25 protein-coding genes are annotated in these 26,142 nt (G+C 39.7%); 16 read left to right on the forward strand and 9 right to left on the reverse strand.

Annotated features, from left to right (window positions below):
* Positions 1 to 57: 57 nt before the first annotated feature.
* Together M3P19_RS06415 and M3P19_RS06420 are read left to right on the forward strand one after the other, a co-directional pair.
* Positions 58 to 3,303: a TonB-dependent receptor domain-containing protein gene (locus tag M3P19_RS06415; protein WP_249656827.1), complete on the forward strand. Its 3,246-nt coding sequence runs from the start codon at positions 58 to 60 to the stop codon at positions 3,301 to 3,303.
* Between the two features lie 122 nt (positions 3,304 to 3,425).
* The gene (locus M3P19_RS06420; RefSeq protein ID WP_249656828.1) at positions 3,426 to 4,856 is read left to right on the forward strand and encodes an SLC13 family permease; all 1,431 of its coding nucleotides are present in this window, start codon (positions 3,426 to 3,428) and stop codon (positions 4,854 to 4,856) included.
* A gap of 71 nt (positions 4,857 to 4,927) precedes the next feature.
* Here the strand turns inward: M3P19_RS06420 and M3P19_RS06425 are convergent, their stop codons facing one another.
* Positions 4,928 to 5,230, reverse strand: a complete 303-nt coding sequence (locus M3P19_RS06425; protein WP_249656829.1) for a hypothetical protein — start codon at positions 5,228 to 5,230, stop codon at positions 4,928 to 4,930.
* Positions 5,231 to 5,572: 342 nt separating this feature from the next.
* Positions 5,573 to 6,304 (reverse strand): hypothetical protein, encoded by a 732-nt coding sequence (locus tag M3P19_RS06430; protein WP_249656830.1) that lies wholly within the window; start codon positions 6,302 to 6,304, stop codon positions 5,573 to 5,575.
* A 267-nt stretch (positions 6,305 to 6,571) separates the two neighbouring features.
* On the opposite strand from M3P19_RS06430, the gene M3P19_RS06435 reads away from it, so the two are divergent.
* The 6 genes from M3P19_RS06435 to M3P19_RS06460 all read left to right on the forward strand — a co-directional run bounded on the left by M3P19_RS06435 (position 6,572) and on the right by M3P19_RS06460 (position 12,403).
* Positions 6,572 to 9,070: a zinc-dependent metalloprotease gene (locus M3P19_RS06435; protein WP_249656831.1), complete on the forward strand. Its 2,499-nt coding sequence runs from the start codon at positions 6,572 to 6,574 to the stop codon at positions 9,068 to 9,070.
* A gap of 172 nt (positions 9,071 to 9,242) precedes the next feature.
* A complete protein-coding gene (locus M3P19_RS06440) occupies positions 9,243 to 9,431 on the forward strand; it encodes a hypothetical protein (protein ID WP_249656832.1) in 189 nt (62 codons plus the stop codon).
* 106 nt (positions 9,432 to 9,537) lie between these two features.
* Positions 9,538 to 9,981, forward strand: coding sequence for a hypothetical protein (locus M3P19_RS06445; protein ID WP_249656833.1), 444 nt, complete (start codon positions 9,538 to 9,540; stop codon positions 9,979 to 9,981).
* 149 nt (positions 9,982 to 10,130) lie between these two features.
* Positions 10,131 to 10,949 (forward strand): SH3 domain-containing protein, encoded by an 819-nt coding sequence (locus tag M3P19_RS06450; protein ID WP_249656834.1) that lies wholly within the window; start codon positions 10,131 to 10,133, stop codon positions 10,947 to 10,949.
* 132 nt (positions 10,950 to 11,081) lie between these two features.
* Entirely contained in the window at positions 11,082 to 11,681 is a 600-nt protein-coding gene (locus M3P19_RS06455) for a transcriptional regulator (RefSeq protein ID WP_249656835.1), read from the forward strand.
* Positions 11,678 to 12,403, forward strand: coding sequence for a DUF3307 domain-containing protein (locus M3P19_RS06460; protein ID WP_249656836.1), 726 nt, complete (start codon positions 11,678 to 11,680; stop codon positions 12,401 to 12,403). The genes M3P19_RS06455 and M3P19_RS06460 overlap by 4 nt, the downstream gene beginning before the upstream one ends.
* A 46-nt stretch (positions 12,404 to 12,449) precedes the next feature.
* On the opposite strand, the gene M3P19_RS06465 is transcribed toward M3P19_RS06460, so the two are convergent.
* Genes M3P19_RS06465 through M3P19_RS06475 form a run of 3 tightly spaced genes read right to left on the reverse strand, consistent with a single transcriptional unit; the run spans position 12,450 to position 14,212 of the window.
* Positions 12,450 to 13,283, reverse strand: coding sequence for an NmrA family NAD(P)-binding protein (locus M3P19_RS06465; RefSeq protein WP_249656837.1), 834 nt, complete (start codon positions 13,281 to 13,283; stop codon positions 12,450 to 12,452).
* 27 nt (positions 13,284 to 13,310) lie between these two features.
* The gene (locus M3P19_RS06470; protein WP_249656838.1) at positions 13,311 to 13,790 is read right to left on the reverse strand and encodes an anthrone oxygenase family protein; all 480 of its coding nucleotides are present in this window, start codon (positions 13,788 to 13,790) and stop codon (positions 13,311 to 13,313) included.
* A 29-nt stretch (positions 13,791 to 13,819) separates the two neighbouring features.
* Positions 13,820 to 14,212 (reverse strand): DUF5367 family protein, encoded by a 393-nt coding sequence (locus tag M3P19_RS06475; protein ID WP_249656839.1) that lies wholly within the window; start codon positions 14,210 to 14,212, stop codon positions 13,820 to 13,822.
* Between the two features lie 102 nt (positions 14,213 to 14,314).
* On the opposite strand from M3P19_RS06475, the gene M3P19_RS06480 reads away from it, so the two are divergent.
* A complete protein-coding gene (locus M3P19_RS06480; RefSeq protein WP_249656840.1) occupies positions 14,315 to 15,379 on the forward strand; it encodes an adenylate/guanylate cyclase domain-containing protein in 1,065 nt (354 codons plus the stop codon).
* Here M3P19_RS06480 and M3P19_RS06485 read toward each other — a convergent pair.
* Positions 15,369 to 16,226, reverse strand: coding sequence for a helix-turn-helix transcriptional regulator (locus tag M3P19_RS06485; RefSeq protein WP_249656841.1), 858 nt, complete (start codon positions 16,224 to 16,226; stop codon positions 15,369 to 15,371). The two genes, M3P19_RS06480 and M3P19_RS06485, sit on opposite strands and share 11 nt — an antisense overlap.
* Before the next feature lie 142 nt (positions 16,227 to 16,368).
* On the opposite strand from M3P19_RS06485, the gene M3P19_RS06490 reads away from it, so the two are divergent.
* The 4 genes from M3P19_RS06490 (at position 16,369) to M3P19_RS06505 (ending at position 19,722) form a co-directional block, all read left to right on the forward strand.
* Positions 16,369 to 16,953 carry a TetR/AcrR family transcriptional regulator gene (locus M3P19_RS06490; protein ID WP_249656842.1) on the forward strand — a complete coding sequence of 195 codons (585 nt, stop codon included), beginning with the start codon at positions 16,369 to 16,371 and terminating at the stop codon, positions 16,951 to 16,953.
* Between the two features lie 49 nt (positions 16,954 to 17,002).
* Positions 17,003 to 17,890, forward strand: a complete 888-nt coding sequence (locus M3P19_RS06495; RefSeq protein ID WP_249656843.1) for an SDR family oxidoreductase — start codon at positions 17,003 to 17,005, stop codon at positions 17,888 to 17,890.
* A 138-nt stretch (positions 17,891 to 18,028) separates the two neighbouring features.
* Positions 18,029 to 18,883 (forward strand): helix-turn-helix transcriptional regulator, encoded by an 855-nt coding sequence (locus M3P19_RS06500; protein ID WP_249656844.1) that lies wholly within the window; start codon positions 18,029 to 18,031, stop codon positions 18,881 to 18,883.
* An 80-nt stretch (positions 18,884 to 18,963) separates the two neighbouring features.
* Complete coding sequence (locus tag M3P19_RS06505) at positions 18,964 to 19,722, forward strand: hypothetical protein (protein ID WP_249656845.1); 759 nt, start codon at positions 18,964 to 18,966, stop codon at positions 19,720 to 19,722.
* A gap of 37 nt (positions 19,723 to 19,759) precedes the next feature.
* On the opposite strand, the gene M3P19_RS06510 is transcribed toward M3P19_RS06505, so the two are convergent.
* Positions 19,760 to 20,260, reverse strand: coding sequence for an FMN-binding protein (locus M3P19_RS06510; protein ID WP_249656846.1), 501 nt, complete (start codon positions 20,258 to 20,260; stop codon positions 19,760 to 19,762).
* A gap of 4 nt (positions 20,261 to 20,264) precedes the next feature.
* On the reverse strand, positions 20,265 to 21,191 hold the full coding sequence (locus M3P19_RS06515) for a DUF6607 family protein (protein ID WP_249656847.1): 927 nt from the start codon (positions 21,189 to 21,191) through the stop codon (positions 20,265 to 20,267).
* A gap of 102 nt (positions 21,192 to 21,293) precedes the next feature.
* Here M3P19_RS06515 and M3P19_RS06520 point away from each other — a divergent pair, with 102 nt between their 5' ends.
* The 3 genes from M3P19_RS06520 to M3P19_RS06530 are packed head-to-tail and all read left to right on the forward strand — an operon-like array spanning position 21,294 to position 25,465.
* Positions 21,294 to 23,459: a TonB-dependent receptor plug domain-containing protein gene (locus tag M3P19_RS06520; RefSeq protein ID WP_249656848.1), complete on the forward strand. Its 2,166-nt coding sequence runs from the start codon at positions 21,294 to 21,296 to the stop codon at positions 23,457 to 23,459.
* A 5-nt stretch (positions 23,460 to 23,464) separates the two neighbouring features.
* Positions 23,465 to 25,006: an HmuY family protein gene (locus tag M3P19_RS06525; protein WP_249656849.1), complete on the forward strand. Its 1,542-nt coding sequence runs from the start codon at positions 23,465 to 23,467 to the stop codon at positions 25,004 to 25,006.
* A gap of 9 nt (positions 25,007 to 25,015) precedes the next feature.
* Positions 25,016 to 25,465 carry a DoxX family membrane protein gene (locus M3P19_RS06530; RefSeq protein WP_249656850.1) on the forward strand — a complete coding sequence of 150 codons (450 nt, stop codon included), beginning with the start codon at positions 25,016 to 25,018 and terminating at the stop codon, positions 25,463 to 25,465.
* A 183-nt stretch (positions 25,466 to 25,648) separates the two neighbouring features.
* Here M3P19_RS06530 and M3P19_RS06535 read toward each other — a convergent pair whose 3' ends face one another.
* A complete protein-coding gene (locus M3P19_RS06535) occupies positions 25,649 to 26,065 on the reverse strand; it encodes a nuclear transport factor 2 family protein (protein ID WP_249656851.1) in 417 nt (138 codons plus the stop codon).
* Positions 26,066 to 26,142 lie beyond the last annotated feature (77 nt).

A 26,142-nucleotide genomic window follows, 5' to 3' on the forward strand; every position in this document is an offset into this window, starting at 1 on the left:
CACCTTCCCAATATTAGATCGCTAACTCAGATTATTAACAATCAAACATTCAAAATTATGAAAAAAAGCATGGTTATCAAGTCATCCAGAATTTGGATGGTTAACCAAAAAATGACGCTAAAGATGAAATTAAGTGTAATACTCAGTTTCTTCATGATTTGCCAACTCACTGCGAATGACATCTATTCGCAGAAGAAAATGCGTTTTCAATTTGAAAACACTCCGTTAAAAGAAATCCTCAAGGAAATAAAAAGCCAATCCGGATATCGGTTTTTTTACAACGTAAACGAAATCAACGACGATAAAAAGACTTCACTTATTGCAGACAATGAAAATGTTTTTCCTGTTTTAAATCGATTGAGCTCAAACGAAGGATTGACCTATACCATCAATGGTAATCAAATCGTCCTTAAAAAAGTACAGCTAGGAACGATTGATGATCTAAAGGTTGACCAATATGAACTCACAGGTACAGTTAAGGACAGTCAAGGTGGTCCGCTCCCAGGTGCCAATATTCTAGTAAAAGGAACCACAAATGGAACCCAAGCTGATTTTGATGGAAATTTTACACTGGAATTAGAAGACAACAATGCTATTTTGGTGGTCTCCTATCTTGGCTTCAAGACCAAGGAAATTGCATTAAACGGACAATCAAATATTGATATTGTCTTAGATGAAGATGCCGCCCAACTCGAGGATGTGGTTGTGGTAGGTTCAAGAAATCCAAATAGAACCGCAACCGAAACCACCGTACCCGTTGATGTAATTGATGTTGCTACAATTGCAAATCAAGGACCTCAAGTAAGTGTCAATCAAATCTTAAATTATGTAGCGCCATCATTTACCTCGCAAAGCCAAACCGTTTCGGATGGAACAGATCACATTGATCCCGCTTCTTTGCGTGGTTTGGGCCCGGATCAAGTGTTGGTATTGATTAACGGAAAACGTAGACACACTACTGCTTTGATCAATGTGAATGGTACCGTAGGTGCAGGTAGCGTGGGTACGGATATGAACGCTATACCAGCAGCCGCAATTCAGCGCATTGAAGTACTGAGAGATGGTGCCGCTGCACAATATGGTTCAGATGCCATTGCCGGTGTAATCAACATTGTACTGAAAAAGTCAACTGGTAAGTTGGATTTATCCTTGACCACTGGTGCAAATTTCAGTGAGAACAGCAACCAATTTGAAGGCGGAAGTGACGGAGAAAAGTTCCAATTAGACGCAAATTATGGATTACCAATTGGCGATGGCGGATACATCAATTTTACGGGTTCATTGTCTACACGGGAACCTGCATTACGCAACAAGGACTATGCAGGGGATATTTTCCAAGGATTTCATGGAGCTGAAAGAGTCTTTGCCAATGGCGGAGGCACAGTAGCTGATATGACCTTGCAGGATTATGCCAATGCCGCACAAGGCATAGGTTATCTTGACCAAAGTGTCAAAGATCAAATTGCTGGTCTAGACCTATCCAATGACGATGATATAGGAACCTTTCGTGATTTATTGGGATTTGATGCAGATGAAGACGAATTGGCCGCTCGCGGTTTAACTAGAAAAGATTTTAGATTTAAAGTAGGTACATCACGATTAAGAGAAGGAAAGTTCTTCGCCAATATGTCAATTCCTGTTTCCGACAATACCGAAATTTATGGTTTTGGTGGTATCAGTTACCGACAAGGTCTGGCATCCGGGTTCTACAGAAGACCCGCTCAAGGTGATGGACGGGCCAATACCCCTGCATTTCCCAATGGATTTTTACCTAATATAGGCACGGACATCCTTGATCAATCCCTTGCAATCGGTATTCGAGGTAAGGTTAACGAATGGGATGTGGATTTCTCCAATACCTATGGAAAAAATTCATTTGATATCACAGTAGGAAACTCAAGTAATGGAACCTTGGGTGTAGCCACCCCGCGAACTTTCGATGCTGGAGGATTAGGATTCAGTCAAAATACCACCAACTTGGACTTTAATCGGTTTTACGATGATGTATTTGAAGGTTTCAACGCTGCGTTTGGAGCAGAATACAAAGTGGAAAAGTATGAAATTATCGCTGGAGAGGAATCTTCCTATACCAGTTATGACATCAATGGTAATCCTGTGAATAGTGTAACCCCTAATGATCAATTGGTACGAAACAACTTCACAGGTGCAGCTTTAGGTGGTGGCGCACAAGTTTTCAGGGGATATGACCCAGGAAATGCCACAGAAAAGTTTAGGAACAATATATCCCTTTATGCCGATTTTGAAGCAGACTTTACAGCGAATTGGCTGTTAAGCCTTGCCGGTAGATACGAGAATTACTCCGACTTTGGAAGTACATTCAATTACAAGCTGGCAACCCGCATCAAACTTTCAGATAACCTCGCATTAAGAGGAGCAAGTAGTTCTGGTTTTAGGGCACCTTCTTTACACCAACAGTTTTTTAGTAGAACCAGCACTGTATTTGTAGATAATGTTCCTTTTGAACAAGGTACTTTTACTAACGACAGTAGAGCCGCCGCCTTGATTGGTATCGATAAACTAAAAGAAGAAACCTCAAATAGTTTTAGCGCTGGTTTTACGGGAACATTTGGTGATTTCACGATCACGGTAGATGGCTACTTGATCAACATTGATGATCGAATTGTATACTCCGGTAGTTTTGGTGATGGGGATGACCCAGAGTTAGAGGCTATTTTTGAAGCTGCAGGAGCCACAAGTGCGCGTTTCTTTGTTAATGCCATCGATACCAAATCCTCCGGGGTTGATATCGTACTGTCACATAAAACCAATTTAGGTGATGCCATACTTAAAAACGATTTCGCAGCCACCTTCAATAAAACCGAGGTTGAAGACATTTTCGTACCCGAATTGATTGAGAATGCGGGGTTGAGCGGTGCATTTTTTGACGGTCAGGAAGAAGCATTCCTAACCTTGGCACAGCCCCGGACAAAATTGAACCTTACCAATTTGGTGTCTTATAATTCATGGGATTTCTTGTTGAGAAATGTATTCTTTGGAGAAGTTACTGACCCCGATGATTTTAATGGAGACGCAAGAGTTGAAGGAACAACCATAAGTGATGACGCTATATATGGAGGTAAGCTGGTTACCGATTTAACCGTTACCAAGACATTTTCGGAAAATCTGGCATTAACCGTTGGTGCGAACAATCTATTTGACGTTTACCCTGATGAAAACAGAGCTGGCGGTACTTCCGGAGATCAATTTGTGTATTCCAGAAGAACCTCTCAATTTGGTTACAGTGGTAGATACCTATTTGCCCGACTACGATTTAGCTTATAGTTCTGCTCTCCAATGCTTTGAATTAGGCGAGTTTAGTTAAGTGTGAAACCTTCCCAATACGGGAAGGTTTTTTCATATGGATCACACCCGTTATCTTTAAGCCATCGAACCTATATCCTACTATGGAAAAATCCAAAATCATAGGCCTTATTCTTGGCCCAATTGTATTCCTTTTATTGACCTATCTTCCCATGGAATTAATTTCTGAAAAAGGTGACCCCGTAATAGCCGTTGCTGTTTGGATGTTGATTTGGTGGATCACGGAAGCCGTATCCATTTCCGTAACCGCCTTGCTCCCATTATTGCTTTTTCCAATTCTAAAGGTATTGCCCATTGGAGAGGTTGGTGCGAACTATGGCAGTCCAATTGTCTTTTTGTTTTTTGGAGGTTTTGTTATGGCGTTGGCCTTGGAAAAAGTCAACCTACATAAACGGATTGCATTGAATATTATTAAGTTGACTGGAACCACACCCAACAAAGTGGTTTTGGGGTTCATGATTGCTACTGGATCATTGAGTATGTGGATTAGCAATACGGCAAGTACTGTGGTCATGTTACCCATTGCGTTATCAGTAATCAACCTATTGATCAATGATGAAGATGGTTTTACAAAGAATGATCGAAATTTTGCCTTGAGCGTAATGTTGGGTATTGCTTTTTCCGCCAACGCGGGAGGGATTGCTACCGTAATTGGAACGCCACCTAATTCCGTTTTAATTGGACTTTTGGAAAATGAGTACAATACGGAAATCTCCTTTTTGAAATGGATGACATTAGGATTGCCATTTTCGATTGTTATGGTCGGGATTTGTTATTTGGTATTGGTTAAATGGATGTACCCCAACCGAGATCTACAGTTCAATGCATCCAAAGAAGTAATTCATAAAGAACTTGAAAAATTGGGTCCGACATCGGGCAAGGAAAAATTGGTGTTGGCCATTTTCGCCGTAACGGTTTTCCTATGGATTTTCCGAACACTAATCAACAGTATCTTTCCATCGCTTGGATTGTCGGATACCATGATCAGTATTTTTGCTGCTATAGCATTGTTTTCAGTTCCTTATAACTTAAAAAAAGGGGATTTTATCATCCAATGGAAAGATACCTCAAAACTTGCGTGGGGTATCTTGATTCTGTTTGGTGGTGGTTTGGCCTTGGCCAAAGGAATGTCATCTAGCGGTATTGTCGATATTGTTGCCAATGCCATAGCCAGCAGTGATATTAGCATCTTGCTCACAGCATCCTTATTGATTGCCCTAATGCTGTTTATGACAGAATTAATGAGTAATGTGGCTTTGGTAGCCGTATTGGCTCCTGTAGTGGCGGGTATTGCCATAGGTCTGGATATCCCAATCCTGTATTTATTGATACCTGTGACCATTGCCAGTAGCTGTGCATTTATGTTACCGATGGCTACACCTCCAAATGCAATTGTTTTTGCCAGTGGCTATGTCAAAGTGCCACAAATGGCACGGGTAGGGGTCATATTAAACCTTATCGCAGTTGGATTGTTGATTTTGGTCTTTCAGTTTGTGATTCCATTATTATTCTAGTAAAAAAAGCCCCTCTTTTAGAGGGGCTCCTAACAAACTAACTAACTCAAAAAAATAGTAAGAAACTAACTTTATTGTATATACGGATCAAAACCAATTGGTAGATATCCGGATGTATCAAAATCTAACTCCAAGTCATCATTTTCATCAATATAATTGATGGCATCCAAGAAAAATTCACCATTATAAGGGTCAAAATTCTCAGGAAGATATGGAGCGGTATCAAAACCTAGTCCGTGTTCATCTTCTTCAATGAATACTAAAGTATCCACATCAAAATAATGAATTGGGGCATTGTTTTTTTTAGGGCTGTTCGCCGCAGCAAAAATGGTTGTTACGGCAATAAGTATTACAATCAGATTTCTAATTTTCATAACCGTCGTTTTTCAATTTTAAGACAAAGATATAACCACATATTGTGAAGATTATTACAATTAGATTTTCGTTAACGTTAGGGTAAAATCGACCGAAAAATGGAGTTGGTAACGCTTCGAATCCGCCATTGAAAACCTGTTGATCAAAGCATCTATATTTTGTCAGATTGATAGTGTTAAAGTGTTTATTTTAACAAAAACACTTCATCGAATTCTATGTTATTTTTTTGTTAACTAGCAGGAAATGAGTTGTATTAGCTCCATAAATCGAAAAACCCCCTAAAAGGGGGTCTTTCTTGACTAACTAACTCAAAAATTTGTAAAATGAAAATTACATCCTACCTAATCAACCCTGGTATAGGGGTTAAAGTTTTTTGGAAGGTAGATTGAGGTATCAAAACCCAAATCCAAATCTTCTTCTTCCATATAATTGATGGAAGCTACTTCCAATACTTCGGTGTATGGATCGAAACCTTCAGGTAAAGTATACTCAAAATCGTCACCCAATTCCCACTCAGTTTCAGTCTCTATATATGATATGGAGTTTAAATCCATATATGCTTCGTAAGCCGAAAAATCAGCTGGAAGGTAATCTTCCGTGTTGAAACCAAGATCTAAATCCTCTTCTTCCAAATAATTGATGGCATGAACATCAACTACATCTGAATAGGCATCAAAGCCTTCAGGTAAATAGCGATTGGTGTCAAAATCCAATTGCAGTTCATTTTCTTCAATATATATAAGGGAATTCAAATCAAAATAGGTCTCGTAAGGATTAAAATCGGATGGAAGGTAATCCGAGGTATTAAAACCTAGGTCCATATCCATGTCCTCTTCCAAGAACTCTATATCACTTAAATTTAACTCATAGGACCCTTCATTCCATAAATTATAAAATCTAAAGGTCTCATCTTCAAAACCATTACTTACGTGTAATAGCTTAACACTGTTCTCAAACGTGCCTACCTGTTCGGTATGATTTTCTACAACAGCTGCAGCGGCACTTTGTTGCTCTTTTGCTACGGCGGTACTACTTAAGAGGACGCATCCGTAAATCATTAATAATTTGTTCATTTTTGATTGAATTTTTTGATTGATGATGTATGCTTATAAGACTATCATATTCCAAGAATGTTACAGCATTTTGATTTTTTTAGGGAAATTTCAAACGTGGCTCAGCCCAGCTATAGGTAGGGTTTCAAGCCAAACCATCAGTAAAATGCAGGACTCCCAAAGATTAGCACCTCTCCCACAAAAAAATAGAGTTAGTAATTTTTTAACAGTCTATTATCGTGTTTTTTAGGTTCTTTGGGCGCATTGAGATTACCAAATTGATTATAAATGTTTCAAAAAGTACTTCCCAAAATCCTATTGGTATTCCTATTAATAGGTTCAATTCATCATTCAGACGCGCAACTTTTCAAAAAGAAAAAGGCAGACACGGCCAAAAAGGAAAGCGAAAAACCTAAAAAGGACGCCATAAAACCTTATGACAAGGTTATTACCAAAGATGCAGAAACCGACCCTGGTCTTTTTGCCGTACATAAGGTTGATGACAAACAGTATTACGAAATTCCAGATTCCTTGTTCAATAGGGAAATGCTCATGGTGAGCAGAATATCCAAAACTGCGACCGGAATTGGTTTTGGTGGCGGAAAAATCAACACCCAAGTGCTTCGATGGGAGAAAAAACCTAAAAAAGTATTGCTTAGGGTTGTTTCCTATGGCAATGTTGCGGCAGATTCACTGCCGATTCATGAGGCGGTGGTCAATTCCAACTTTGAGCCAGTTCTTTATGCTTTCGATATCAAAGCTTTCAACAAAAAAGACTCGCTGAATCCCGCAACTGTTATTGAGGTGGATGGGTTGTTCACAAAAGATGTGAAGGCATTAGGAATGCCAGAACGTTACCGTACACAGTATAGGATAAGTAGATTGGCAGCCGATCGCAGTTATATCGAATCCTTAAAAAGTTACCCCCTAAATGTAGAGGCAAGACACGTAAAAACCTATATCGCAAGTGCTGCGCCAAGTAACCAAAGTTTAGGTTCCATCTCGGTAGAAATCAGCAATTCCATGATACTATTACCTGAAGAACCTATGAAACGACGCTATTTTGATGAACGTGTTGGATGGTTTGCCCGTGGGCAGGTAGATTACGGATTAGATGCTCAAGAAAGTAGGACTGTACGCTATTTGGACAGATGGCGTTTGGAAGTAAAAGATGAGGACATTGAAAAGTTTAAGGCCGGTGAGTTGGTGGAGCCTAAGAAACAAATTATTTATTACATTGACCGTGCTACACCAAAAACATGGGTGCCTTTTATAAAACAAGGTATAGAAGATTGGCAAGTTGCCTTTGAAGCCGCAGGTTTTAAAAATGCGATTATTGCCAAAGACCCACCTACAGTGGAAGAAGATCCTGAATGGTCTCCAGAGGATGTCAGATATTCAGTAGTGCGGTATTTGGCTTCGCCTATCCCCAACGCCAACGGACCACATGTTAGTGATCCTCGAAGTGGTGAAATCCTAGAATCCGATATTAATTGGTACCACAATGTTATGACCCTGCTTCGAAACTGGTATTTTGTACAAACTGCAGCAATCAACCCGGATGCTCAGAACGTGGAATTCAAAAAAGAAATCATGGGACGGTTGATTCGTTTTGTTTCTGCACACGAGGTAGGACATACGCTTGGACTACCGCATAATATGGGAAGTAGTCATGCCTATCCTGTGGATTCCTTGCGATCTGCGGCATTTACAAATAAATATGGTACTGCACCTTCAATAATGGACTACGCCCGATTTAATTATGTGGCCCAACCTGGGGATGAAGGCGTTGCAATGATGCCTAACATTGGTGTTTATGACAAATATTCCATCAAATGGGGGTATCAACCAATTTTAGATACTTCGGCTGAGGATGAAAAACCTATTTTGAATAGCTGGATAAGGGAACATGAAAATGATCCTATGTATCGATTTGGTCACCAACAAATTGGCGATATACATGATCCAAGTTCACAAACTGAGGATTTGGGTGACGACGCAATCAAAGCGAGTCTCTATGGTATTGCCAACTTAAAGCGGATTGTTCCAAATCTAACCAGTTGGACAACTGAAGAAGGTGGTAATTATGACAACCTCGAAACTTTGTATGGTCAAGTTGTGGCGCAATATAGGCGTTACATGGGCCATGTTTCCAACAATATTGGTGGGGTCTATGAATTCCACAAAACCGCTGACCAGGAAGGTGCCGTTTACACACATGTGGACAAAGCACATCAAAAGAATTGCATGGAATTTATTCAAGAACAATTATTTGCCACGCCAGAATGGTTGATTGATCAAGATATTTTCAACAAGATCCAGTATTCAGGTAGTGTGGAAAATATCCGCTCAACGCAGGTAAGGTACCTGAACACCATACTTCATTTGGGGAAACTGGCCCGTATTATAGAAAATGAAACTATTAACGGAAAGGATGCGTATGGTCTTTTGGAAATGATGCAAGACCTACGACAGGGTATTTGGTCCGAGACACGCAGTGGAAAAGCAATCGACACCTACCGTAGAAATCTGCAAAAAGCACATATAGACCGACTGAGCTATTTGATGACAGCCGAAAACTTGGGTAGACTTTCAGATTTTGGAGGTTATCGTAAATCAACCGCTATTAATACAGTGCAATCAGATGTACGTTCCGTAGCACGTGCAGAATTGAATAATCTAAAAAGGGACATACGTAACGGTCTTAGCCAGATTTCTGATCGTATGAGCCGCTACCACTTGCAGGACGCCTTGGAACGAATCGATCAAATCCTAGATCCAAGCTAGGCGCATTTTGTAGGAATATATCACAACTAAGAAGTAAAAAGGGGCAAACCATGCATTTTATCGATTATACCATGCATTTTGTCCCTTTCACATCTTAAATCGCTAGTTTCACAACATATCGTGAATATTGGCAATAGGTTTGCCTATTTTAGTAATCCCAAATCCTAAAATCATGACCTACAAAATCAAGAGTCTTATCTATTTTTTGTTTTTTATGGGTTCTTCCACTATGTATTATGTGATGGAAGAACACCAAGAGTTCCAACAACACCTTCAAGCAAAGGAACTAGCAGAAACTGATTTTGAAGAATCGTTGGACGAAGAGAACAACACAGAGGAGTTGGAACTGGCCCAAGAGTAGATTCCGGGCAACCCAAATTTCATAAAAGCTTATTAAAATTTGATTTGGTTTTAAACCATTTGGTACTTGGTATGTCCAATTTCCAAAATCATTAAAATTTAAGCATATGAAAAAATTGGTAATGGCCTTGTTCCTCTTGGTAGCTATTGGAGCAACTGCCCAAAAACATGGAAAGCGATTTGGTAAAGAAATGAAGGCTGATATGACAGCCGAACAGTTGGCTACGCTGCACACCAAAAAGATGACTTTGACGCTAGACTTGACCGAAGGGCAACAACGTCAGATAATGGAAATCAATTTGGCCAAAGCAGTGGAAATGAAGACCAAAAGAGCCGAGATTAAAGCCAAAAAAGAAAGCGGGGATTGGCAAAAACCAACCGCTGATGAACGATTTGAAATTGAAAATGCCCGTTTAGATCGCCAAATAGCGCATCATCAACAAATGAAGGAGGTTTTGACAGAAGATCAGTATAAAACCTGGAAAAAAATTACGCTAGGAAAAAGAATGAAAGGCAAAAAGAAAATGCAGGAGAAGGGAAGAAGAGGATAGTGTTTTTTGTTGATTTTAGAAGCCCCGCCTTGCCATGGACGGGGCTTCTTTTGTTTACAAGGATTCTTGCCATATAAACCATTTTAACAATTTGCGCCGTATATAAAATAACACCCGTTTGGGCTGTCTTAATTTAAAACACAGCAAATATGAATACCAAAGTTTTATTTACGGCCCTAACCTTCCTAATTACTAGTTCTTTTACCATTGCCCAAAACAAATACCATTGCTTGGATGAATCCTGTGCTTTTAAGCCTGGCCAACAAGTTTATGTGTTTGGCAATGATGTTAAACTCCGATCAAAACCAAGTGCGGAATCCGAGGTATTGGATCTGTTGAAAATTGGGGAATCCGTTGTAATTGTGGGAAAAACAGCTTTTTCATGGCCCTACAATGGATTCGATTCCTTTTTCTATGAAGTGCGATACAATAATGAATCCACGGGATACATTCTTGGTGGTCTACTTGCATTGGAACGGATAAAACTCAACGGTATCAACTATTATTTCGCGTATTCCAAAAGGCACAAAAAAACCTTTTTGAATATTCGCCATGTAGAAAATGGTGATTATGTTGAAGTCAAAACTCCTTTGTCCAACACAACCTTCAGCATTACAACATATGACGATAAAGGCGTACCTGGATTAGATGGTATGTTTTATATCGATTATCTGTCCGAAGCATGTGGTGTTGATGGCGGGGGAATCTACGTATTTGCCCACAATGGGTTATTGACCCCTACAGCTTCTTTGACCAAGGTTTCAGATGCTGGAGTTTATTTTCACCATGAGCGTTTCATTTTTCCCGCAGATTCCGGAGGGCTTGAGGATAAAATCTTGTTCAAGAAAGAAGCTGGTGAAATGCTGGATGAAGCTACAAATTGGACAAAAACCTCCGTTGAAATTCGCGAGTTAAGTTGGATTGATGGCCAATTGGTCCCCGAATTTGAGGAAATAAGCGCCCATTAGCACCCTATTATCTGTTTTTTAGCAGATATTTCTTGTATATCTGCTATTTTACAGATATTTTTGATTATCTGCTTATTAACAGATATATTTCGATTATCTGTCGATCAACAGATATTATTAATCAATATTACCATGATTGCAGTACTTACTGGGGATATTAAAAACTCAACTGGGGTAGATGCTTCTGAATGGATGCCTGCCCTTAAATCAGCCTTGGATACTTACGGAACGGAGCCCAAGGCATGGGAAATATACAGAGGTGACAGCTTCCAATTGGAAACCTTGCCCAATAATGCCTTAGATGCCGCAATTAGCATCAAGGCCAGCATCAAACAATTCAAAAACCTTGATGTCCGTATTGCAATTGGCTTAGGCGAGAAGCAGTACCAAGCGGAAAAGATAACTGAGTCCAATGGTGAAGCATTTGTAAATTCCGGAAAGTGTTTTGAAGGATTAAAAAAGCAAAACTTAGGCATCAAATCTTCCAATAAAACTTTTGATGAACATATCAACCTATTGCTAGAACTCGCTCTGTTGACCATGGACAATTGGCCACCTGCAACAGCTTCAACAGTGAGGTATGCCCTATTGAATCCTAATAAAAACCAGAAGCAATTGGCACAGTTGCTCAAAAAATCGCAAGGAAATATCAGTGAAGAATTGACAAAAGCTGGTTTTGATGCCTTACAGAAAATGATTCGCTTCTATAAATCACATTACCCAAAACCATGATTGTACTAGCCTTAAAACTTTTGCTTGCCCACTTTATCGGTGACTTTATGCTCCAACCCAACCGTTGGGTCGAAGATAAATTAGAGAAAAAATGGAAATCCAAATATCTCTATTGGCATATGGCGATCCACCTTGCCCTTTTAGTATTACTATTACAATTTCAATTACTGGGTATTATCGCTCTTATCGTCATCAGTCACTTTAGTATTGACTTACTGAAATTGCATTTTTCCAACCCAAAAAATTACCGCTGGGTATTTGCATTGGACCAATTGGCACATTTAACGGTAATCGCAGTTGCGGTCCATTGGGTGCATCCTTTTCAAATGGAATGGAGCTATTTGTTTTCCGACAAATTATTATTACTAGCTACATTTTTGGTTTTTGTGACCTTTGTTTCGGGTATATTGATGCGGATGTTGTTAGCGCCTTACATCAAGGAAGTGATTACAGAAGATAATTCCGCCGAAGGAGGATCCTTAAAAAACGCCGGTACCTACATTGGAATGTTGGAAAGACTCTTCGTATTTGGCTTTATTCTTATGGGGCAATGGGCCGCTATTGGATTATTGATAGCTGCTAAATCCGTATTCCGATTTGGAGATCTGAACAAAGGCAAGAATCGTAAATTAACCGAATATGTTTTAATAGGCACTTTGCTGAGTTTTGGATTGGCCATACTTTCTGGAATGCTCTATAAAAATTTAGACTCCTTGCTTTAAAAGGCAGGCCAATGGCCCGCCTTATCCAACATTTGAGTAGTCTCAACTACTGCTCTACTCCATCCCAAACTCCTGTTACTACTGTTGATTTAACAAAATCTGAAAAATCGATAGGTTTTCTGCCCAATACCTTTTCAACATCATGGGTAATTAATTGGTTGTTCGGATTGGTGAGTACATGGCTAAACAGATAATCAATCAGCCACACATAATCTGCTGGTACATCGTGTTGTTTTAAGGCTTGGATATAAGCTTCCAACGAGATTGCTTCAAATGCGATTTCTCTATTGGTCGCTTCAGCGATTTCATGAATCACTTCCCTGAAGGTTAGAAGTCGTGGACCTGTCAATTCATAAATCTCACCATCATGTTCGCTATTCAACAAGGCTTCCACCACTACAGCTGCTATATCTTCAGCATCAATATATGGAACCTCCACATCTGCATGAGGTAAAGCCACAAACCCACCTTTAATTGGGTCCAAGAAAAAACTCTCACTAAAGTTTTGACTGAACCAACTGGCTCTAACAATGGTATGCGGTATTCCAGATTCAATTACTAACTGTTCACATCGTTCGGCCTCGGTTTCTCCTTTACCGGATAGCAAAACAACCTTTTTAATATTTTGTTGTTTGGCCGCCTCAAGCAGACTTTTTATCGCTTCAAAAGCTCCAGGAACCGCTAAATCAGGTTGAAACGTAATATAAATCTTATCCATACCTTCCATGGCAATTGGCCAGGTTTCCGGTTGGTCCCAATCAAATACCGGGGTTTCGCTTCGTGAACCAATTCGTACATGATGGCCTAACTTGCTTAATTGCTCTGCTACTCTTCGGCCAGTTTTGCCTTTTCCTCCTAAAACTAAAATTTGCTCTTTCATGATAATTGTATTTTGATGTTATGTTTATTACTTAATTAGTGCTGCAAGGGTCAATAGACCAAATGAGATTGTCGAGGATACCGTGCGAATGGTGTGGAATCGGTTCCACGGTTGTTCAAATTGATTTCTCAATTGCGCCAGATCCTCAACACTGCTGGACAACAAATCGGTTTTGTCCAACATTTCATTTAAGGGAACATTTCCAAAAATGGTGACCAATGCTAATCCCACCAGGTAAATCAACCCGGCGGAAAAGCAAAGCCAAAAAATGGAAATTGAATCTGTTCGATTGATGAATGAACTCCAAAATGTAAGCAGTACCGGACCAAAAAAGACCAAAAAGAATAATGGGTTTTGGATGGTACGGTTCATAGCTTGAAATGCTTGTAAATATCCTTGGTCATTTAAATTGGCAATTCCAGTAGCCACTGCATTTCCCCAAGTGAAACAAAGTCCCGCCGATAGGCCTGTTAATATGATTGCGATAAAAAGAGTGGTATTTCCCATGATTGTATTTATTGGTTAATGATTGTATTTTAATTTGTATTGACTGTTCTAATTTTTAGCAACCAATACAGGAAAACTACGCCGATAAACTCCGCAGCAATCAACCAAAAGTCCAGCGACCCAAAGAAGCTCGCGTAACTTCCACCAAAAGGAATTATCAACATAGGAACTGTTATTAATGCGTCAAGAGCAGCACTGGCAGTTAGCATAATTAAACCCGTCACAATACCATGGGTCAATGCTCCTTTTCGATAGTACATTTTAGCTCCATTCCATACTAAAAAAGGCACCACGATTACCAATCCAATATTTGCTTGTGGATAGCTGTCCTCTAGAAAAGGAATCTCAAAGAAGACCGTAAATGCTGTCACCCCAATAATCCAAATGAGGATTCCGATAAAAAGTGCTCTTATAATATTCATAACTATTCGATTTTAATTACAGGACAAAGCTATTATGCGTACTCCCAGCCAATTTGTTCAAAACGGAGGAAGATTTGTTCGAAAAGGATAACTTTGAAGAACATGGGACTTTCACGAATCAATAAACGGAGGTGGAGAATCTTAAGATTCTATATTGTGGGTTGGACCTTGGCTTGTCTTTTTCTAAGTATTGTACGCGGTGTTGGTACCGAGGAATTAGGCAGTTTAAAGTTTGAGTTTGACCAAAGTATCTTGATTTCTTTTACCTTAGGTCCTATTATGGGTCTCGTTTCTGGTCTTGCCCAAATCCTTACAGAAGAGCGCATATACAAGTTCATTTCCATTCAACGCTTTTTGCTGATTCGGTTTTTATACACTATCGGCTTTTTAATAGTCGTTGTAATGGCAGCCTACAGTGTTTATCAGGTACTTTTTGGAACCGAATTAGGAATTATTCAATTTGCCTTTGATGAAGGTAGTTGGGCCATCTATTTTTATGTCCTAGTGGTGGATTTTATGCTTTCCGTATTGCGTCAGGTTAATTTGATGTTGGGTGAAGGAAATCTTCGAAAGCTGCTTATGGGTCACTTTTATACGCCACGGGAAGAGGAACGTATCTTCATGTTTTTGGATTTAAAGTCCTCTACCCCAATGGCCGAAAAATTAGGACATGTGCAGTATAGTAAATTAGTGCAGGACTGTTTCAACGATTTGGGGATTGTTGCTTCAAGTGATGCTGAAATTTACCAATATGTGGGGGATGAAGCCGTACTAACCTGGGAAATGGAATCTGGAATTGAAAACTTAAGCTGCCTAAATACGTTCTACAGGTTTAAACAGCGATTAGAGGACAAACGTCAATATTACGAACTCAAATACGGTTGCCATCCCTTTTTTAAGGCCGGGATGCATGTTGGCGTGGTCACCGTTACCGAAGTTGGGAAGTATAAAAAAGAGATTGCCTATCACGGTGATACGGTAAATACCGCTGCGAGAATTCAGGGACAATGCAACAATCTTAAAAGTGAATTATTGGTTTCCGAAGCACTAAAATCCAAATTAGATACGGACACATTTCATTTTAAACCCATGGGAAGTGTGCCACTTAAAGGAAAGCAAGGTAAAGTGGCCATTTGCTCCGTATACCGGGAACCTGTCAACTTCTAATTTCACTTGGGCGAAAGCCGTATTTTTTGGCGAAAGCATTAGAGAACGAACTCAAACTATCATAACCTACCTGCCAAGCTGCCTCCTGAACCGAAGCCTCTTGATGCCTTAAAAGGTCATGGGCTTTGGAAAGTCGCTCGTTTTGAAGGTACTTAAAAACAGGCACCCCAAAATAGGCTTTAAAGTTCTTTTTCAATTTAAAGCTGTTCACACCAATTTGCTTGGAAAGTTCTGAGAGTGACGGTGGGGAATCCAAATTTTGGGAAAGTATCTCTTTTGCTTGGACCAGTTTTTCTTTTTCTGAGCTTTTGATTCCATCTGAATCCTGTAGTGCCAATTGTCCAAAAAAGTGGGAAAGTAAAGCAGTTACCTGACTTCGAAAAAACATCATTTTGGTCTTGCCCTCATAAGGCGAATGGAACATTTGATTTACTATGGATTGCATCTCCGGGGTCATATAAAATTTTGGACCCTGCACATAATGATCAGAAGGATTTACCAATTGATTCAGCATTTGAGCAAATAACTCGCCTTCACCATGTGGTAACTTTGATAGATTCCTTGGAGATGTTGCGATTAAAATACACTCCAAAGGTTTGTTGGCCGATACCGTGTGGACAAATTCCACCTTTTCATCCGCGTAAAAAGATAAGGCAAGGCCTTTACTATGCTTATATGCCTTTTCCTTACCATCGTATTTTATGTTTAAGGTTACATTTCCCATCCCATAAAACGCAACAGCTATCAATTGCTCATCAAAAGTGCAGGAATCTATAGTGACAATGTCTGAATTCCCTTCTTCCACTAGAATCACAAAATCATTAATATGTAAAAAATCCCGGGTCATATGCGCAAACAACTATTTAAAGTTACGCATTTGGCATAAATTCCTATTGGTAAGATGGAGCATGATTCGAAACCAAAGTTTGCAGAAAATTTGTGAAGTAAAAAAAATAGATTAATTTTGTAGACGACTGGTCTAATATACAATGGAAACCGCCAAAGAACATACGTTACAAAGAATCCTTAAGATAGGAGGTGAATTGATTATCCAAAAAGGATTCAACAATGTAGGACTCAATGAAATCCTAAGTACTGTCAATATTCCAAAAGGATCATTCTACTACTATTTTAAGAGTAAAGAAGATTTTGGCCTTCAAGTCATTAAAAACTATGGTGAAGAATCCTTAAAGCTTCTTCGCTCCTATTTAGAGGATGAAAGCAAAACCCCAAAAGAACGGTTTATGACCTTCTTTAGGGATATCAGACTGGTATACATCCAAAAGGACTTTACCGAAGGATGCTTGCTTGGTAACTGTAGCTTGGAATTGAGTGATCTTAAATCCAGTTATGCCCATGGTGTAGCAACAGAATTGGATAAATGGGAAGCTCTTTTTGAAGCTTGCATTAAGGAAGGGCAGGAAGATGGCAGTATTTGCAACAACAATGATGCTCAAAAACTAGCAGCATACTTACTAAACAACTGGGAAGGCGCTATTCTTAGAATGAAATCACAAAAGAACGAAAAACCCTTGTCACTGTTTATTGAATTTACTGAAGAATTGTTAACCTAAATTTTTTTATCAAATTAGTAGACGACTAGTCTACTATAAACAAATCATTATGAAAAAGAATGTATTGATTACAGGAAGTAGTAGCGGTTTTGGATATCTAACAGCGATATCCGCCGCCAAAGCCGGCCAAAAAGTTTGGGCCACTATGAGAAACGTTGAAGGCAAGAACAGGAAAAAGAAGGAAGAATTGGAGCAAATTGCCCTCGAAGGTAAGCTGCAAATACGGGTTCTTGAGCTGGACGTAACCAATTCCGAATCTATAGACCAAGCTGTGCAAACCATTATAGCCGAAGATGGAAACATCGACGTCTTGGTGAACAATGCAGGGGTTATGTTCGTCGGTATTACAGAAGCCTACAGTTTGGAGCAAATCCAAAAACAATTCGATGTGAATTTCTTTGGAATTGCGAGAATGGTAAAAGCAGTAACGCCACATATGCGGAATTCTGGTGATGGATTGATCATCAACACCACCAGTTTGGCTGGCAGATTGGCTTTCCCATATTTCGGAGTGTATTGTGCCAGCAAGCATGCGGTTGAAGCCTATTCACAATCACTGCGTTACGAATTGGCGCCTTTTGGTGTGGAAGTTTGTATTGTAGAACCAGGTCCCTTTGGCACCAACCTATTGTTTACTGGACCCAAAGAAGCAGACCAAAACACATTTGAAGCTTATGGAGAATTTAAGGACGTACCCCAAGCAATGCTTAAAAATTTCGAAGGCTTTTTTGACAGTGAAGATGCCATCAACCCACAGTTGGTAGCCGATGACACTTTGAAACTTATTGAGATGGAGAAAGGTACACGACCTACTCGCACGGTTTCCGGCATTGACTATGGCACTGTGGAATACAATGCAAAGACCCAACCCATTCAAGATGCATTGGTAAAAGAAGCCCTGCAAATGGAACACTTGCTTACGGTCTCTAGAAACTGAATGCATGAAAGCAATAAATCAAGAACCAAAAAATGGTATTGGAAAATGCATTCTATATGATGGGTTGAATGTTTCTTGATTTCAAGGGCGGGGTCTAGTCCCGCCCTATCATCATACTTGGATTTTAATTTACCACCAATGATTGTTACCTATAAACGCATTGACCTATTTGGACGGTTGTTGTTTGAAACAGCAAGGATTATCCCACCATTTAAAACACCTAATCCAATGGTAAATGAAGCGTGTTTTCTTCATATTAGGGAAGGAGCCTATAATTCAATGTCGGAGGAAGAAATTCTCCATGTAAAAAGTCAGCAATCGGTGCTAATGAAATGTGGAAATTATGTCGGACAAATGTTAGCCGACAAAAAAACCGGACAATATCGAGCTGTAGCTGTACACTTTCATCCAGAAGTTCTGCGTACTATATACAAAAACGATCTTCCCCAGTTTCTTATAAAAAAGAAAAAACATCCTTCCAGAAACAACATGGCCCTAATACCTGCCTCCAAAGCAGTTGATAAGTATATAGATGATGTATTGTTCTATTTTGACAATCCACATTTGGCCAATGAGGAAATGTTGGTCTTAAAAACGAAGGAAATCATTTTGCTTTTAATGCATACAGAAAATGCAACAGGCATACAAACAATCCTGGAAAACCTTTTTACCCCGCGTGCGGTTGATTTCAAAACTACAATTGAGTCCCATTTGTTTCATGAAATATCCATACTGGAACTTGCTCAGCTTACAAATATGAGTCTGTCTTCATTTAAAAGAAGATTTAAGGCACTTTATGGCATAGCACCACTGCAATACATTTTAGGAAAACGATTGGAAAAAGCCAAAGAGCTATTGCTCATTTCCGACCTTTCCATAGGCGATGTTGCCTACTCGTCAGGATTTAGTTCCCTTCACCACTTTTCTAAAAAATTCAAGGAAACCTATGGTGCAGCACCTTCACATTTCAGAATGAGCTTTGTAGATAAATAGTTGAGCTTTTTATCAAAAAAACAAATCCAAAGCTTCCGCAATTTTGTGTCATTGAATTGGTTAATCAAAAAAAATGACACATGAAAAAAGTAATTGCCTTAAGTCTGTCCCTAGCGGCAGTAGGCGTTTTAAGCGGATTTATAATCAGTGAAAATTTGAAAAAGGAAGCTATGGAAACAACAGTGAGTAAGGAAGAACAAATCATCAACACCGCATTCTTTTATCTGAAGGAAGGAAAAGAAAAGGATTTTGAAATTTTAAGAAGTAGAGGCAACGTACTTCTAGAAAAATACGGCGCAAAAATCGAACGCGTGATCAAACCAAAGATGATTGCAATGGGAGATATGGAACTACCTGACGAAATCCATTTTGCAGTTTACCCAAATATGAAAGCCAAAGAAGCTTTAGATAATGATCCTGAATTCATCAAACTAAAGCAGGAATACATAGCAACCTCAGTTGAAAAAATGTTTGGATTTGCTACCAAGAAAGACCCCGATTTTAAGTTTTTTCGGGAGATTGGTGACGTAACAAAAACTTATGGTATAGCCTTGATCTATTACAAGGACGGTAAACAATATGCTGAACAATTCACCGAATACCACAACGAAGCCTGTGAGATCATCCCAGAATTCGGGACACATTTTGAACGCTTTCTGATTCCTTTTGCAGCCGCAAATGATTTAGTGGAACAGCCAAACGAAATCCACCGGTTTTATTTCGATAGTCCGGAAGGCATGCAGCATATGGTTGAAGACAAACGCATGCAAGCCCTGTTTCCTAAACGTGATGACAGTTTGAAAAACTTGGTTTTCGTAATTGGTGAAGCACTTCAATAAAATAAAAAGCGGGGCAAAGCCCCGCTTTTTCAGTAGGTTAGATGGCCCCTTTTGTATGAAGGGCTTCCATCTTGTTCAAAACTTCTTTTACAGCTTTTGTCATGGACTTGGCGGAAATTGTTGCTCCGGAAATAGCATCTATTTCACCACCATACTCCAGTGAATCTCTTGACCCTTTGCCTATAAACTGTTTTAGCCAGCGCTGACTGCCAATTTGCCTTCCATGGTTTTCACGATATATCAACACCTTTGCCTTTTTTATTTCCAGCTCAGGGGTCAGTAGCACCACATAGTCGAACATTTCTTTCATACTCGCGGCTCGACCTAAATAAGCAAACCCCAATTGCCCTTCCGCTGAACTTATGGTAAAGAGATGATCTTCAACCAAAGTTGCTTCCAGTGGTGTAAGTTCAAACTCCTCAATTTCATACGAAGTTGCGACCGCGTTATGCAATTTTTGCTGCAACCGAGGTGAAATTTTATCATTCATAAAAGACATGCAGAGCAGTACAACTGTACCAAAAACGATTCGCTTCATGCTGTTATTTACCTTCTGCATTTTGAATTGGCTCACAGTCTACAACAAAACTGTTGATTAATTGTGCTATTTCAGCCGCGGAAGCTTCCTTTTTCTCTAACGGATAGAAATGCATGAACATGGGTTGACCATCCAACTTTTTACGTAAGGTCAAATCTCCCTTTCTATTGTAAACTTCATCCCAGGAATCGCGAACATTTGCCCAAAAAGATTTGTGCTTGCTCCACCAGTTTACAGCTGCTTGACATTTGTTATCTTCTACTTTTTTGTAAGTATTCATACCCTTTTCTTGAGCGAGCAAAATATCTGCTTCATTATCTTCCCTAATAATTTTGTCGTTATCCTGCTCATGTACCCACCCATAAGCGGTAATCTCATGACGATTGCCACGCTTCATGACGTTGTAATCGCTTCTATTGGAATACTCTCGCCGCGGTAAAGGAGAATCGGTTTTGTTTTCCCAATAATGCTTTCCATCAAAATGCACCCAGGTGGCAGAACCAGAATACCGGGGACTGTCATCCACTTGAAACACTTTTTGGGTCCATTGCCCCTTAACTTGCTCCTTGGGCAGCGTTCCAAAAACCCAATTGTTATCCTTATCGTAATAAAAAACTTCTTGATTTTCGTACTCCCAATCTTGGCGCCAGTGTTTAATGATCATAGTATCATTGATTACCAACAGATGTTGTATGGAAATCTTGTTCTTTTCATCAACAATGGGCAATGCCAATTCCAAGGCACCAGAAGTGTAATCCATTTTCTTTTCGTAATCAATTTCAGGGGAAAAGGTCTCGGTGTATTTAAAAGTTACTTCGTAACAGCCGCACATATCTAGAATAGCTTCTCGGTCTAAATCCTTCTTCTTCTGTGCAGACATCGTGAAGATGACTCCTACTAGCATTCCCAATACCAGGGTTGATTTTTTCATAGTGGTAGTATTAAACATGATTATTATTTCTGGGAGCAAAAATATTAATTTTATTTAGATTGAATAAAAATAACATATATATTTGCCAACAATTAATCCAGAATGAATCTAAATAAGCAACTATTCCTATTCACCTTTTGCTCCACTATTAGCATTGGTCTGTATGCACAACAACGAGATACCATTGCCCGGGAGTCCATGGAAATGAAGCAATTGGAAGAGGTCATTGTTACTGGGGAAAGTAAAGTAATGTCCCTTAGTAAAAAGTTATTTGCTGTCGGTGTGGTAGAACAAAAAGACATTGCCAAAGTAGCCGGGAACAACTTAGCAGATATTCTAAACTATAATTTGAACATCACCATCACTCCAGACGCTTCCACAGGCAGGTCCACTGTGAACATGTTCGGATTGGATGGACAGTACGTGAAAATACTATTGGACGGGATTCCCATTGCCAGTGATAACGGTGTGGGCAACAATATAGACATCACGCAAATCAACTTGGAGGACGTGGAACGGATAGAAATCGTTGAGGGGTCCATGGGTGTTCTATATGGAGATAATGCCGTGGCAGGAGTCATTAACATAGTTACCAAAAGAGGACTTGAAGGTGATTACGCTTGGCAAGTGCAAGTCTCTGTACAAGAAGAAACCATCGGCAACGAATTCTCATTGTTTGATGAAGGTCGTCATATCCAAAACTTTAAAATTAGTAACCAAGTCAGTGACAAATTGAGCTATTCCCTAGGGGCATCACGTAATGACTATGCTGGTTTCTATAACGGATTCCTAGGAAAGGACTATGTAAACATTGAAGATAATGCTGTAGTCAATGATGGCCTTAGAGGAACCGAATGGAACCCAAAAGAGCAATTGACTTTCTTCGGAAATATAAACGCCAACATTGGTAAACACAATATCTTCTATAAACTGCAATATTTTGATGAGGCTGTTACTGTCTACGACAGAAACGTCACAGGTAGATTGGACACAAGTACCGGGTTGGTAAAACCTACTGCCTTAGATGAAATTTTTGAGACGGATAGATGGGTCAATAACCTTAACGTTTCTGGCCCATTAAAAGGTCAAACCAATTATAATTTGTTTTTCTCTTTCCAAGATCAGAAGAGGTACTACCAACAATATGTCTATAATATTTTACAGCAAGGAATTGAATCCTTCATAGCTGATGATCTAAGCCAATCAAGCGAAATTTGGTATTCCAAGGGATTTGTGTCCAACATTGTTCCTAAATCCGCATTCTTCAATGCTCAATTGGGTTATGAATTCACGCGTCAAAGTGGTTTTGATGCCATAGCAACCGGAGACTATTCCAACGACGTGGTAGAAAATACCTTGGAGAATTATGATTTCTTTGGTGTATTTGACTTGAATGTCACGGACAAACTGTCCTTCTACCCTGGAGCACGGTTTACCAACAATTCACAATTTGGGAATCAGTTTATCTGGTCCATTTCATCTACTTACGATTTTACTGAAACTTTTAAACTCAAAGCTGTATTGGGTTCTGCATTCAGGGCTCCAAATTTTGAGGAACTGTTCTTCTACTTTGTAGACGCTAACCATAATGTTCAAGGAAATCCAGACTTACAACCTGAAGATGGTATCTCTGTCTTTTTAAACTTGGAAAACAAGTACCAAATTGGTGAAAGTGGAATCTTTAAATCAGCCTTCAAATCCTATTATTTTGATATTCAAGATAAGATTGCAAGTGTTGTCACTGCTGATGAAAATGACAGAAGTCTTTTCACTTTCGCCAATGTGGACTATTCCAAAATCCTCGGGTTTTCATGGGAAAACAGCATCAAACTAGATAGATGGCAACTTGGACTAGGAGCTACCTACATGGGTGAAGCTACCGCTGTAAACGAATCCGCTGATAGCAATAGTGATTACTTATGGAGCTTTAATCTCCAGTCAAATTTAGGGTATTCAATTCCTAGGTTGAACACCATTCTTTCCGCACAATTAAAGTATACAGGGCGTACCCAGGTTCTTGTTCCCGGAGCTAACGGTCCAGTAGTGGGTCAAACCAACGATTTTACATGGATGGATGCCTCCATCAAGACGGATATCACCAAGGATTTGGGAGTAACCCTTGGTGCACGAAATATCTTCGATATAGTTACCGTAAATGCATCTGATGTGCCTACTGGAGCTCACGGTTCTTCCACAGGTTCAGCGCGTTTATTCGGTAATGGAAGATCCTATTTTCTAAAACTATCATACAATTTAAACTTTAATTAAAAACCATGAAAAAGCTTACATTTTTATATGTGACATTGTTCTTAGCCATCCTTAGTTCGTGCAGTAACGATGACTCGGATGACCTTATTGACTTTTCGGTGACCTTCAATACGGCTACCATAAGTACTACCGAAACAGAGACAACCACGGAAATCACCTTAAACTTTTCCAGGGCTGCCACGGAAGCAGGTACCATCACTGTATCTTATTCTGGGGAAAACGCCACCTATGGTACGGATTTCTCCACGGCACCTGCAGGTAACGCGGGAAGCATTAGTATTCCTGTGTCCGTTGGCGATTTGAATACCAGCATCACGTTGACAAAGATTTTGGACCCTGTTGAAGGAACAACCAAGTCCGTAACTTTCGCTTTGGATGGATTTGACAATACCGATTGGATGAATGGTTCTTTGACCTCTTCCACTGTTAGTTTTTCACCAATTGCAGCTTTAAATGGCATTATCGACTTGGAAAATGGTGGTTCCAACATGCCCAACCAAGTTTACTTTGACTTCAGCAGTGGCGTACAGACTGCGGTGAAGCGTGATACTTGGGAACTTGCATTTTACAATGGGACCGAAAACAGGGTGTATCTAAATTCTTCCTTATTGGTATCTGCCGCAGAATTGGAAGGAATCACCGATTTATTATCGGTAACAGAAACCACGGATTTAAGTTCACCTTTGGAATTGAACACCTTGGATCCCATGACTTTTCAACCTACCACGGTTACCGTAAATACCGTTTCTGACTTATTGCAGGGACTACCAGTTGGGTATTTCCAATATGGTGATATCCAGGAGAACATTGTCTTTACCGATAGTGGCGCAGGAGAATTGGAAGGTACTGCATTTGCTGAAGTATCCACAACAGCTTCAGAGAACAACGTTTACATCATTGGTTTGGGAAATGCCATTCCTACAGAAGCTGCTGAGCCGGGAAGTATCAATACTACAGGCGATCATAGAGGATTTATGAAAGTTCGCATTTTATCTGATGGGAACAGCTACACTATTCAGTACGCTGATTTAGAAGAGACCACCAACTTCTCCGAAGTCACTGTTTCAAAGAACGATAGCTACATTCTTTCCGCATTTAGTTTAACCGAAGGACAGCCTGTTAGTGTGGAACCAGCCAAGGATTCATGGGACATTAATTTCAGTGGAGTCTTTTCCTACTATGGGAGTCAAGGACCTTTATTTGCTGGTTTGACCTATTCTGATTACGCTGTGCATAACACCTTAGGAGGTGTTGGCTTGTATCAAGTTACAACCTACGAAAGGGATTCAGAGGGTGTTGTCACTGAGTTTGATGTGCCATCCTATGCGAATTTTGCGAGAGGAGATGTAGACGAATCCTCTTTTATTTATGACGACAGAACCGTAATTGGTAGTGGATGGAGAGATGCTTTTGGCGGAACCTTGCGCGATGACAGATATTATGTACTCAAGGATGCAGCTAACAACTATTATAAATTGATGTTCACAGCCTATGTAAGTAACGAAGGCGTGCGTGGTAATGCACAATTCACTTATGAACGTCTTTAAGTCTTGATTATGGGAATCAAAAGTATCATTTTCATTATCCTTCGATTGATTTTGGGAGGTATGATGGTTTATGGAGGTATCCAAAAATTCCAAAAGCCTATCCCCTCTCCAGTTGAAGTCGTGGAAAAAGCGGAAAAATTCACCGCACCGGAGAAAGAAAGTACGCTTCAAAAAATATTGTACATCAGTGGAGCCAAACAGACTGGGTACTTTTGGCAGGTCCTTGGGATTTGCGAACTGATATTTGGTCTGTTGGTACTGCTCCAAGGCACAAGCTTTGTAGGAGCAATATTCTTACTTCCTATCACATTGCACATTTTTTTGTTCCATGTGTTCCTGGAAGCTGATGAACTTGGCGAATTGCTTCAAACAGGAGGTTTGTTTGCTATCAACGTTTTGCTCATCATTAAAGAAAGAAGTAAGTGGGAACATTTACTTTGGATCAGACCTCTTGAGTAGGTTAGGTCACAGTTAGTTAGATTTTTGTTTGTATCGGGGCCTTAAAAGGCCCCGTTTTTTTATCCCATGTGTACTTTGAAAATTTCCTCGTTGTTGGTTGGTAAGAAACTATTGTTGGAAACAATAAACTAATCCTCTCGTTTAAGAAAGGAAGCAATAGCAACGCATTTGGAATTAGAAGGGTTACAATCGTCTATCCCCTTCTTCAATTGGTACATCATTAATGCTTGCAAAACGTTTCCTCATTAGTCCATTGGTGTCAAACTCCCAGTTTTCATTGCCATAGGCTCTATACCATTCGCCTTGCTTATTTTGATATTCATATTCAAAACGTACTGCAATACGGTCATCACCATGTGCCCAATACTCCTTTTTAAGTTTGTACTGTTTTTCATTTTCCCATTTTTGCTTCAGAAATGCCTGGATTTCCTCCCGCCCTTGGATGAATTCTGAACGGTTTCGCCATTCACTATCCACCGTATACGCCTTGGAAACTTTTATAGGATCCTGGCTATTCCATGCATCTTCAGCCAGTTGTATCTTTTGTTTTGCCGATTCCAAAGTAAACGGGGGAACCGGCATTTTTACTTCATGTTCCATTGTTTGTTGTTTAGGTTTCATTAAGTCGGATAAAAACTAAAAACACTACCCGCAACCTCATGAAAAAGATGAGCTAC

Source organism: Flagellimonas spongiicola (assembly GCF_023502425.1).
In the GTDB taxonomy this organism is placed as follows: Bacteria; Bacteroidota; Bacteroidia; order Flavobacteriales; family Flavobacteriaceae; genus Flagellimonas; species Flagellimonas spongiicola.

Excerpts from the sequence above, each read along its gene's own strand:
- M3P19_RS06415 (WP_249656827.1), top strand. The coding sequence starts at position 58 with ATGAAAAAAAGCATGGTTATCAAGTCATCCAGAATTTGGATGGTTAAC.
- M3P19_RS06420 (WP_249656828.1), top strand. The coding sequence starts at position 3,426 with ATGGAAAAATCCAAAATCATAGGCCTTATTCTTGGCCCAATTGTATTC.
- M3P19_RS06425 (WP_249656829.1), bottom strand. The coding sequence starts at position 5,230 with ATGAAAATTAGAAATCTGATTGTAATACTTATTGCCGTAACAACCATT.
- M3P19_RS06430 (WP_249656830.1), bottom strand. The coding sequence starts at position 6,304 with ATGAACAAATTATTAATGATTTACGGATGCGTCCTCTTAAGTAGTACC.
- M3P19_RS06435 (WP_249656831.1), top strand. The coding sequence starts at position 6,572 with ATGTTTCAAAAAGTACTTCCCAAAATCCTATTGGTATTCCTATTAATA.
- M3P19_RS06440 (WP_249656832.1), top strand. The coding sequence starts at position 9,243 with ATGACCTACAAAATCAAGAGTCTTATCTATTTTTTGTTTTTTATGGGT.
- M3P19_RS06445 (WP_249656833.1), top strand. The coding sequence starts at position 9,538 with ATGAAAAAATTGGTAATGGCCTTGTTCCTCTTGGTAGCTATTGGAGCA.
- M3P19_RS06450 (WP_249656834.1), top strand. The coding sequence starts at position 10,131 with ATGAATACCAAAGTTTTATTTACGGCCCTAACCTTCCTAATTACTAGT.
- M3P19_RS06455 (WP_249656835.1), top strand. The coding sequence starts at position 11,082 with ATGATTGCAGTACTTACTGGGGATATTAAAAACTCAACTGGGGTAGAT.
- M3P19_RS06460 (WP_249656836.1), top strand. The coding sequence starts at position 11,678 with ATGATTGTACTAGCCTTAAAACTTTTGCTTGCCCACTTTATCGGTGAC.
- M3P19_RS06465 (WP_249656837.1), bottom strand. The coding sequence starts at position 13,283 with ATGAAAGAGCAAATTTTAGTTTTAGGAGGAAAAGGCAAAACTGGCCGA.
- M3P19_RS06470 (WP_249656838.1), bottom strand. The coding sequence starts at position 13,790 with ATGGGAAATACCACTCTTTTTATCGCAATCATATTAACAGGCCTATCG.
- M3P19_RS06475 (WP_249656839.1), bottom strand. The coding sequence starts at position 14,212 with ATGAATATTATAAGAGCACTTTTTATCGGAATCCTCATTTGGATTATT.
- M3P19_RS06480 (WP_249656840.1), top strand. The coding sequence starts at position 14,315 with ATGGGACTTTCACGAATCAATAAACGGAGGTGGAGAATCTTAAGATTC.
- M3P19_RS06485 (WP_249656841.1), bottom strand. The coding sequence starts at position 16,226 with ATGACCCGGGATTTTTTACATATTAATGATTTTGTGATTCTAGTGGAA.
- M3P19_RS06490 (WP_249656842.1), top strand. The coding sequence starts at position 16,369 with ATGGAAACCGCCAAAGAACATACGTTACAAAGAATCCTTAAGATAGGA.
- M3P19_RS06495 (WP_249656843.1), top strand. The coding sequence starts at position 17,003 with ATGAAAAAGAATGTATTGATTACAGGAAGTAGTAGCGGTTTTGGATAT.
- M3P19_RS06500 (WP_249656844.1), top strand. The coding sequence starts at position 18,029 with ATGATTGTTACCTATAAACGCATTGACCTATTTGGACGGTTGTTGTTT.
- M3P19_RS06505 (WP_249656845.1), top strand. The coding sequence starts at position 18,964 with ATGAAAAAAGTAATTGCCTTAAGTCTGTCCCTAGCGGCAGTAGGCGTT.
- M3P19_RS06510 (WP_249656846.1), bottom strand. The coding sequence starts at position 20,260 with ATGAAGCGAATCGTTTTTGGTACAGTTGTACTGCTCTGCATGTCTTTT.
- M3P19_RS06515 (WP_249656847.1), bottom strand. The coding sequence starts at position 21,191 with ATGAAAAAATCAACCCTGGTATTGGGAATGCTAGTAGGAGTCATCTTC.
- M3P19_RS06520 (WP_249656848.1), top strand. The coding sequence starts at position 21,294 with ATGAATCTAAATAAGCAACTATTCCTATTCACCTTTTGCTCCACTATT.
- M3P19_RS06525 (WP_249656849.1), top strand. The coding sequence starts at position 23,465 with ATGAAAAAGCTTACATTTTTATATGTGACATTGTTCTTAGCCATCCTT.
- M3P19_RS06530 (WP_249656850.1), top strand. The coding sequence starts at position 25,016 with ATGGGAATCAAAAGTATCATTTTCATTATCCTTCGATTGATTTTGGGA.
- M3P19_RS06535 (WP_249656851.1), bottom strand. The coding sequence starts at position 26,065 with ATGGAACATGAAGTAAAAATGCCGGTTCCCCCGTTTACTTTGGAATCG.